General features: G+C 44.6%; 8 protein-coding genes. 1 reads left to right on the top strand and 7 read right to left on the bottom strand.

What is annotated here, in order from left to right; all coding sequences use genetic code 11:
- Window positions 1–7: 7 nt before the first annotated feature.
- From POTG_RS15015 to POTG_RS14995, 5 genes are all read right to left on the bottom strand, one after another.
- Window positions 8–907: a carbohydrate ABC transporter permease gene (locus POTG_RS15015; protein WP_009225683.1), complete on the bottom strand. Its 900-nt coding sequence runs from the start codon at window positions 905–907 to the stop codon at window positions 8–10.
- Entirely contained in the window at window positions 901–1,797 is an 897-nt protein-coding gene (locus POTG_RS15010) for an ABC transporter permease (protein WP_009225682.1), read from the bottom strand. The genes POTG_RS15015 and POTG_RS15010 overlap by 7 nt, the downstream gene beginning before the upstream one ends.
- A gap of 72 nt (window positions 1,798–1,869) precedes the next feature.
- The gene (locus POTG_RS15005) at window positions 1,870–2,640 is read right to left on the bottom strand and encodes an SDR family oxidoreductase (RefSeq protein ID WP_009225681.1); all 771 of its coding nucleotides are present in this window, start codon (window positions 2,638–2,640) and stop codon (window positions 1,870–1,872) included.
- 49 nt (window positions 2,641–2,689) lie between these two features.
- Complete coding sequence (locus POTG_RS15000) at window positions 2,690–3,712, bottom strand: zinc-dependent alcohol dehydrogenase (RefSeq protein ID WP_009225680.1); 1,023 nt, start codon at window positions 3,710–3,712, stop codon at window positions 2,690–2,692.
- Window positions 3,713–3,743: 31 nt separating this feature from the next.
- Window positions 3,744–4,844 (bottom strand): mandelate racemase/muconate lactonizing enzyme family protein, encoded by a 1,101-nt coding sequence (locus POTG_RS14995; protein ID WP_009225679.1) that lies wholly within the window; start codon window positions 4,842–4,844, stop codon window positions 3,744–3,746.
- 211 nt (window positions 4,845–5,055) lie between these two features.
- On the opposite strand from POTG_RS14995, the gene POTG_RS14990 reads away from it, so the two are divergent.
- Window positions 5,056–5,853 (top strand): IclR family transcriptional regulator, encoded by a 798-nt coding sequence (locus tag POTG_RS14990; protein ID WP_009225678.1) that lies wholly within the window; start codon window positions 5,056–5,058, stop codon window positions 5,851–5,853.
- Between the two features lie 113 nt (window positions 5,854–5,966).
- On the opposite strand, the gene aldA is transcribed toward POTG_RS14990, so the two are convergent.
- Complete coding sequence (gene aldA, locus POTG_RS14985; protein ID WP_036645699.1) at window positions 5,967–7,409, bottom strand: aldehyde dehydrogenase; 1,443 nt, start codon at window positions 7,407–7,409, stop codon at window positions 5,967–5,969.
- Between the two features lie 21 nt (window positions 7,410–7,430).
- Window positions 7,431–8,525 carry a glycoside hydrolase family 117 protein gene (locus POTG_RS14980; RefSeq protein ID WP_009225676.1) on the bottom strand — a complete coding sequence of 365 codons (1,095 nt, stop codon included), beginning with the start codon at window positions 8,523–8,525 and terminating at the stop codon, window positions 7,431–7,433.
- Window positions 8,526–8,666 lie beyond the last annotated feature (141 nt).

Below are 8,666 nucleotides of genomic sequence, written 5' to 3'. Positions count from 1 at the left end.
AGGAAAATTACCCCTTGATGCTGCCGATCAATAGCCCTTGCACGAAATATTTTTGTAAAAACGGATACAACACTAACATCGGTAATGCCCCCATAATAATGACCCCATACTTGATCAGTTCACCAGCTCTAACTTGGTCGCCTAATGATGACAAGTCCATAATCATATCCGTCGAGATCTGATTTCGAATCAGTATGTTTCGCAACACCAATTGCAACGGGTACAATTCATCGCTACGCAGATAGATGAGCGCATTCAAGAACGCGTTCCAGTGTCCCACCCCGTAAAACAGGATCATGACGGCGACCAGCGCCTTGGAAATTGGAATCGCGATATGCAAGAAAAACCGGATATCGGAACAGCCGTCAATTTTTGCTGAATCTAATAGTTCGTCAGGAATGGTCTGCTGAAAAAACGTTCTGGCAATTATCAAATTCCACGCCCCAACTGCATTGGGAATTATCATCGCCCATATCGTGTCCACCATATTCAACGCTTTGACAGTCAAATAAGTCGGAATAAGACCGCCTGAAAAAAACATCGTGAACGTAACGAACAACATCAGGGCATTTCTGCCGTTCAGGTCTTTTCGGGACAGCGCATAAGCCGCTGGCAAAGTCAGCAGGACGTTGATGGTGGTGCCTAAGATAAGGTAAATAAAGGAATTTTTATAACCTGTCCACAACGTGTCACTTTGTATGATCAGTTTATAACCTTCAAAATTGATTTCTTTCGGCCAAAACCACGATTGTTGAAGCGCCGTCGGATCGGTAAATGAAGCGATGACAACAAAATAAAGCGGATAAATGATGATGATCAGCCAAATCGTAATGATCGTCATGTTTATGAAATCAAACCATTTATCTGCCGCAATTCGCTTAAACACGCCTGAACCCCCTTTTACCACAACGAAACGTTTGTCAATTTTTTTGCTGCTTGGTTAACAATTAGCAATAACACAAAATTAATGATCGAGTTAAATAAACCGACAGCTGTGGTGAAACTGTACTGACCTTGCAGCACCCCGTTCTTGTAAACATAAGTCGCAATCACTTCTGATGTCGATTGATTTAATGAAGTTTGCAGCAACAGCACTTTTTCAAATCCGATGCTCATCAGGTTTCCGATACTCAAAATCAACAAAATGACCATCGTCGGCATAATGCTTGGAATATCGATATGAATAATGCGTTGAAATTTATTGGCTCCATCCACAACCGCTGATTCATGAAGCTCGGGATTAACCCCGGCTAACGCAGCCAAGTAAATGACCGTTCCAAACCCTGCATTTTGCCAAATATCCGAAAGTACATAGACCGGTCTGAACCACCCTGGTTCACCCATAAAGTTAATGGGCTCTCCTCCCAATAGAACGATGATTTTATTGACCATGCCTGTGCTCTCCGACAAAAACAGAAAGATGATCCCGGCCATGACAACGGTAGAAATAAAGTGCGGAGCGTAAACAACGGTTTGCGAAAAACGCTTGAATTTTTTATTCATCAGTTGGTTGAGCATCAATGCCAAAATAATTGGCACGGGAAAACCAACGATCAATTGAAGCAAATTGAGATAAATCGTATTTAAAATCAGTCTTTCAAACTGGAACGAATTGAAAAATCGTTCAAAATGATCGAATCCAATCCAGGGGCTTCCCCAAATTCCTTCCGTCGCCATAAAATTTTTGAATGCGATCTGGACCCCGTACATCGGGTAATAATGAAAGATGAGATAATACACGACAACCGGAAGCACAAACAAATACAACTGGTAGTTTCTCAAAAGCTTTTTTGCCACAAAACACCTCTCCTTTTGTAAGCATTTACATTTCTGTCTCTAAGAAAGAACAAAATGATGCGCAATGATCTCTCATCGCCCCATCCATCCGCCATCAACGGTCAGGATTGTTCCGTTTACATAATTCGATGCGGAGGACGCCAGAAAAACAACAGCTCCTTTCAAATCATCCGTAGTTCCCCATCTTCCCGCTGGAATGCGGGACAAGATTGCTTCATATCTGACCGGATCTTGCCGCAGTTGCTCAGTGTTATCCGTTTCGATATAGCCCGGTGCGATTGCATTGACTTGTACTCCCTTGCTGGCCCACTCATTGGCCAAAGCCATCGTCAATTGACCGATTCCACCCTTGCTGGCAGCATAACCCGGAACATTGATTCCGCCTTGGAACGTAAGCAATGAAGCCGTAAAAATGATCTTTCCGCTCCCGCGTTTCAACATCTCTTTTCCGATCTCCTGAGATAATACAAACTGAGAATTCAGGTTGACTTCTACTACATGATCCCACCATTCAACGGGATGTTCAGCCGCAGGTTTCCGCCGGATGGTTCCAGCATTATTCACTAAAATATCGATAGCGTTGTGTTCGTTTTTCACTTTTTCAATAAATTGATACAACGCGTTTCGGTCACTGAAATCACAAGCATATGCCGAAAAATTCCGCCCCGCTTTTTTTACATCTTGCGCCACTTGACTCCCGGATTCTTCCAGCGTTGCGCTTACTCCGATGATATCTGCACCCGCTTCTGCCAGTGCAACAGCCATCGCTCTTCCAATCCCTCTTTTGCATCCGGTAACCAACGCCGTTTTCCCATCCAGTCGAAATTTGTCGATAATGCTCATTTTTAAACCCCCACACAAAATCAATGGATAATCGATATCGGATGACCAATTACGCTTGATGCAGCTGAATCAGCACTTTCATGACATTTCCGCCTGTTTCCATCTGCTCAAATCCATTTTTGATTTGATTGAGCGGATACACTTCCGTAATTAATCGATCTAACGGCAACTCACCGGAAGTGGCCAATTGAATCGCTTTATCAAAATCTTCATTTTCATACACTCTTGCTCCAAACAATTGCAGTTCTCTCCAGAAAAACCGATGAAGGTCTACCGGTACCGCTTTGTTGAAAATCCCGACAATGACGATATTTCCTCTTGTTCGGGGAAGTTCTGTCATCACTTCCGCTCCGGCCGTCGAAGAAGTGACTTCAAAAACGACATCAGCCCCTCTTCCCCGGGTTTTTTCGGTTATATATTCGGTCAGATTCGTTTCCTTGGGATTGCATGTTTCCATTCCTAAATCTTGCAACATTCTGATCCGATGCGGATTAATTTCGGATACAACCACTTCAGCGCCTGCCGAACGAGCGACCAGTGCAATCAATGTTCCGATAGGCCCGCCGCCAATGACGACGACTTGATCCCCTTGCCTTACTTGTCCAATTCGGATATCATGACATGCAACCGCCAACGGTTCGATCAGAGCACCATATTTAAGATCCAAATCGTCCGGCAACCGCCGAAGCGTGTTTTCCGGAACGACCCAGTATTCTTGAAAGGCACCCGGTGTCTCGATCCCCATAAACTTTAAATAATGACAGATATGCGAAAATCCATCTTTGCAAGCCGGGCACTGACCACATGAGATCAACGGCATCACGGTCACTCTGTCACCAGGTTTAAACTGATGAACCCCTTCACCAACCCGAGACACAACGCCGGACATTTCATGTCCCATGACATGCGGAGTGGAAACTCTATTGTTCATATGACCATGAAATATATGAAGATCCGTTCCGCAAATTCCGGCGTACGCCACTTTGATTTCCACTTCACCCGCACCCGGATTTATCCGTTCCCTATCATCGATGCGAAGCTTCCTTTCCCCTTCGTAAAATACTGCTTTCATCATTGACCGCCTTTCCGTCGAAATGGCTATCTCAAAATTCAATTTTGTATGGTTTCAACGCATCCCATTGAAACTCAACACCGATACCCGGTACATCCGGAGCTACCGCCCTACCTTCTTTAAGCACCAGGGGGCGAGTGGTATACTGATCAATCGGGAAACTGTGAACTTCCATATAACCCGCATTCGGAATGCCGGACATTAAACTGACATGAAGTTCTTGCATACCGTGCGTACAGACCGGCAAATTATAGGCGTACGCCAAATTCGCCACTTTCATCCACCCGGTTATCCCTCCGATGTTTGAAGCATCTGGTTGAGGAAAATCGATCTTGCCCCGGGTAATCATATTGACAAATTCATAGATCGTGTGAAAGTTTTCCCCAGCTGCAATCGGCAATCCACCTTCTGCTCCAATTCGCCGATACCCTTCATAATCATCGGGGATCGTCGGTTCTTCCAACCAATAAATATCATAAGGCTGGAGTAGTCTGGCAGCTTTAATGGCCGTTTCCACAGACCATTTCATGTTTGCATCCACCATAAAAACTACATCAGAACCGATTAAATGCCGTACCGCTTCCACACGTTCGATGTCTTCTTTCAGCTGATCTCGTCCAAGTTTGATCTTGACTGCCTGAAACCCTTTGTCGAGGTAACCTTGAATGTTATTTAACAACTTATCCTTGCTAAAATTCAAATCAATCGCGCCTGCGTACGCTCTCGTCGACGTATTATTCCCGCCAACCATTTTCCATAACGGCTCTTCCATCAATTTACCTCTAAGATCCCACAGGGCGATGTCGATCGCCGAAATCGCAAACGAAGCGATTCCTCCTCTTCCGACGTAATGGACTTTCCAATTCATTTCTTCCCAAATCTTTTCAATACAATCGGCATCTTTCCCTAACAGGAAAGGTTTCAAATCGTATTCCACCATTTGACAAATCGCTCTTCCGCCAACACCGCCCGTGTAGGTATAACCAATTCCAGTCGTCCCATTCTCCAGGGAAAGCTGAACCACAATCAACTCAAAATGAGAATGAATACCGTGTCGGGCATCGCCTAAATTTTCCTTTAAAGGGATTCGGTAATAGTTTGTGCGAAAGTCGCTTATTCGTTTATATTTCATTGTTTAACTCCTCGTTATACAACTTTTAACTCCTCGGTATACAACGATGTAATTCGTTCCGATTAATTAAATATTATATTTTGATCATGCATATGTCAATATATTTCGGAATTATGTTTCATTTTATTTTTTTGTCATCAATTTTATATTGACTATCGGTTAAAAATGAATTATTTTTATTGAGTTAATGTGATATTTAAAGGTGGTTGTGATGAGCTCAAATTTACCCGGAAAAACCAGTTCGACATTAGAACGCGCATTGTTTATCTTGGAATGCCTTTCTAAAAAAAAGGGAGGCGGGGGAATCAGTGAATTATCCGAAACCACTCAACTCCCGAAAAGCACCATTCACCGTATTTTAGAAACCTTGCAAACCTACGGATTTGTCACACAAGACCCGGATTCCGACAAGTATTTTATCGGGTTAAAAGCCATAGAAATCGGTATGTCAGGTTTGCATAATATCGACCTGGTCGAAGCAGCACAGCCGCACATGCATGATCTGGCAGCAAATACCGGACAAACGTCTTTTTTGGCGGTATTTGACCAAGGTGAAGTGATCTATATTTACAAAGTGGAAGGAACCTCGTCCTTCATCATGAATGCGAAATTGGGGACGAGAAATCCCGCGCATTGCACGGGACTAGGCAAAGCGATAATGGCTTATTTCTCTCTTGAAACGGTTGATCAGATCATTAGTGAAAAAGGATTGCAACGCTACACGCCGACCACGATCACAGATCACCAGGAATTCCTCCAAGAGTTAAGCCGGATCAGGCAAAGAGGGGTTGCGATCAATCGGGAAGAACTGGACGAGGGGTTAAGTTCGATCGCCGCTCCAATTTTCAATTACACCGGTAGAGTCATTGCATCGGTCAGTGTAGCCGGCCCTACAGAAAAAATATTTGAACAACAGGAAGAAATTGAGGAACAAATCCGTGAAAAATCCCACCTCATCTCCAAGCGATTAGGATTTGTCCCGTCAATGCGAGCCATTTACACGATATAAGTAAAATACAACCATTCGCTTTGGGGCGTTAAAAAACTCCCGCTTGCTGAAAGCAAGCGGGAGTTTTGACATAGGAACCAGATCAAATGTCCGATTATGCTACCAATAGCACATCAGGAATAATTGATATACATCGTTTTCTTCTGCAAATAACCTTCCAGACCATGCTTGCCATCCTCGCCACCTAGCCCGCTTAATTTAAAGCCGTTATGAAAAGCATGCACGGATTCCCCATGCGGACGGTTCACATAGATTTCGCCAAAATCCAGCTCGTCAATGACGGACATGACTTTTTTCAAATTTTGTGAAAACAAGTACGCGGACAAACCATAATCACTGTCGTTTGCCAATTGGAGCGCCTGCTCCAAATCGCTTACTTTCATAACCGGTACAATCGGACCAAAAATCTCTTCTTTCATCACCCTCATGTCATGCTTTGCATTCTCGATCACGGTTGGTTCAAACCAGTGGCCTTTCGCATATTGGCCCTCCGTCAATCTCTTCCCACCAATCGCAACATTGCCACCCAATTCAACAGAATCCCGGACCAATTGTTCCAGTTTTTCCAATTCCCCTCGACTAACTTTTGGTCCGATATCGGGATCTTGCATCGGATCGCCTACGCTCAACATCTGAACTTCCGCGATGAATTTTTCCATGAACTCATCGTAAATCGATTCGTGAATATACATTCTTTCGTTGCAAGTACACACTTGCCCGCCATTTGTAAAACGGGAAATAACCGCAGCTTTCACCGCTTTGTCCACTTCCGCATCGTCCATAACGATAAATGGTGCTTTACCACCTAATTCAAGACGAAGCACTTTGATTCTGTCTGCTGCATCTCGGTAAATCTCTTTTCCTGCTTCCGTGCTGCCGGTTAGCGTTATCAATCGGGTGAGCGGATGACGGACAAGAACTCGTCCCACTTCACTTCCCGATCCGGTAATCACATTCAGCACTCCGGCTGGAATGCCGACTTTTTGAGCCAGTTTCGCCAATTCCAGCACGGCTAGCGGAGTTACTGACGGCGGTTTGACAATCATGCTGTTGCCGCAAACCAGGGCATTCCCCAATTTTCGGGCAGCCAGTGCCAACGGAAAATTCCAGGCGACAATCCCGGCAGTCACACCGTACGGTACACGTTGGATCCAGATCTGTTCATTTTCGTTCTCAGATGGCAGGATCTCCCCTTCAATTCGACGCGCATGCTCAGAAGCATATTGCAGGAACAGTGCTGCCCCGTCTACTTCCCCCATCGCTTCGCGCAACGGTTTTCCTTGTTCAGAAGTCAAAATTTCTGCAATCTGACGCTTGTTTTTCTTCAATTCTTCTGCTAATGCATGGATATAGCCCGCTCTCGTAACCGGAGAAAGTTTTCTCCATTCCTTTTGCGCTTGATCAGCCGTTTCGAGGGCGTAAATCGTATCTTGTTCTGTACCTGCCGGAACCGTTGCAATAATCTCCTCATTTGACGGGTTTTCGACTTCGATTGTCCTTCCGGAAGACGATTCGACCCATTCTCCATTAATATACATCTTGTATTGTTTGACCATGCACAGCTCTCCTTTTCCAATTCACTGATTTCGCTTGGGGGATTTTCCAAGCCAGAGCTCTTCGGGGTTGATTTTGTTCATGTAATAATGCTTGAAACTTTCATCCACGGTGTACATCTGAATATAATTCCACTTGGAATGTACGTTATGACAAAGACCCCATCGGAGGCCTTCCAACGGAGAGCGGTCGGCATCTGGTGTTCGATAAGGTCCGGGAGCTTCCGGCGGATTTTTAATCACGGCTTCAATCTCAAAATTTATACCGTCCGGGGCATATTGAATGGTATTTTTTTCAGGGCCGTCTGTCGTCAACAGCGCAGCCATCCCTCCACGATACTGCCATAAGCAGGTTTCATGACCGCTATTTGTGATCGGATTGTATTCGGATTTGACATAAGGGCCTTCCGGATGATCGGCGATGGCAACTCCCCATTTAGTCGTTCGCCCGCCGAAATTCATTTCCTCACCCATTTGTTCACCTTTGTAATACAACCAGAACTGATTATTGTAAAAAAACAACGTCGGGTCATGAACCTTTAAGCTGTCAAAATCGCCTTTGTGTTTTACCGTCAGACGATTGTCATCATCACCAAACCATTCTCCATTGTTGGACGGCCGCAAAATCGGTTCATCCAACTTTCGCCATGGCCCTTCCGGTGACTCCGCGACTGCCATTGCGATGTTCTCCAAAGTTCTTAATGTATAAGGGGATTGAACAACCTGGTAAACAAGGTAAAATTTATCCTCATGATGCAAAATTTCCGGTGTAAAAACACTTCGATCATCGTACGAACCTTTTGGCCCCCGGCCGATCGCCCTTCCCCTTTCCGTCCAATTCACGCCGTCCGGGGAAGTGGCGTACCAGACTTCCGACAAATCCCAAGGAAACACTTTCGCATCTGGATCACCTGTTTGGAAACCTGCTGCTTCACCTTCCGTTTTGGTGTACCACACATAATACAAATCATTGACTTTAATGACACTGCTGGGATCTCTGCGATGAACGCCCTCTTCATATCCCAGACCCTGAACAGGAGAAATTCGAAATTCGCAAAACCAGTCGCTGTTTTTCGTGTACTGTTTCGCTCGTTTCGTTGCTGCACTTTCTTTTCTCATTCAACAATGCCCCTTTCCATGATGATTGGGATAAAAATAGTATGCAGTTCCATTATTGAATATCGAATGATATGAATTGGAACTTTGTTTCGCTATATTTCATTATATATGCGGCTTATCCAATCGTCAATTCACATATCA

This window comes from Paenibacillus sp. oral taxon 786 str. D14 (assembly GCF_000159955.1).
Lineage (GTDB): Bacteria > Bacillota > Bacilli > Paenibacillales > Paenibacillaceae > Fontibacillus > Fontibacillus phoenicis.
This window is presented reverse-complemented; position numbering and strand designations above follow the sequence as displayed.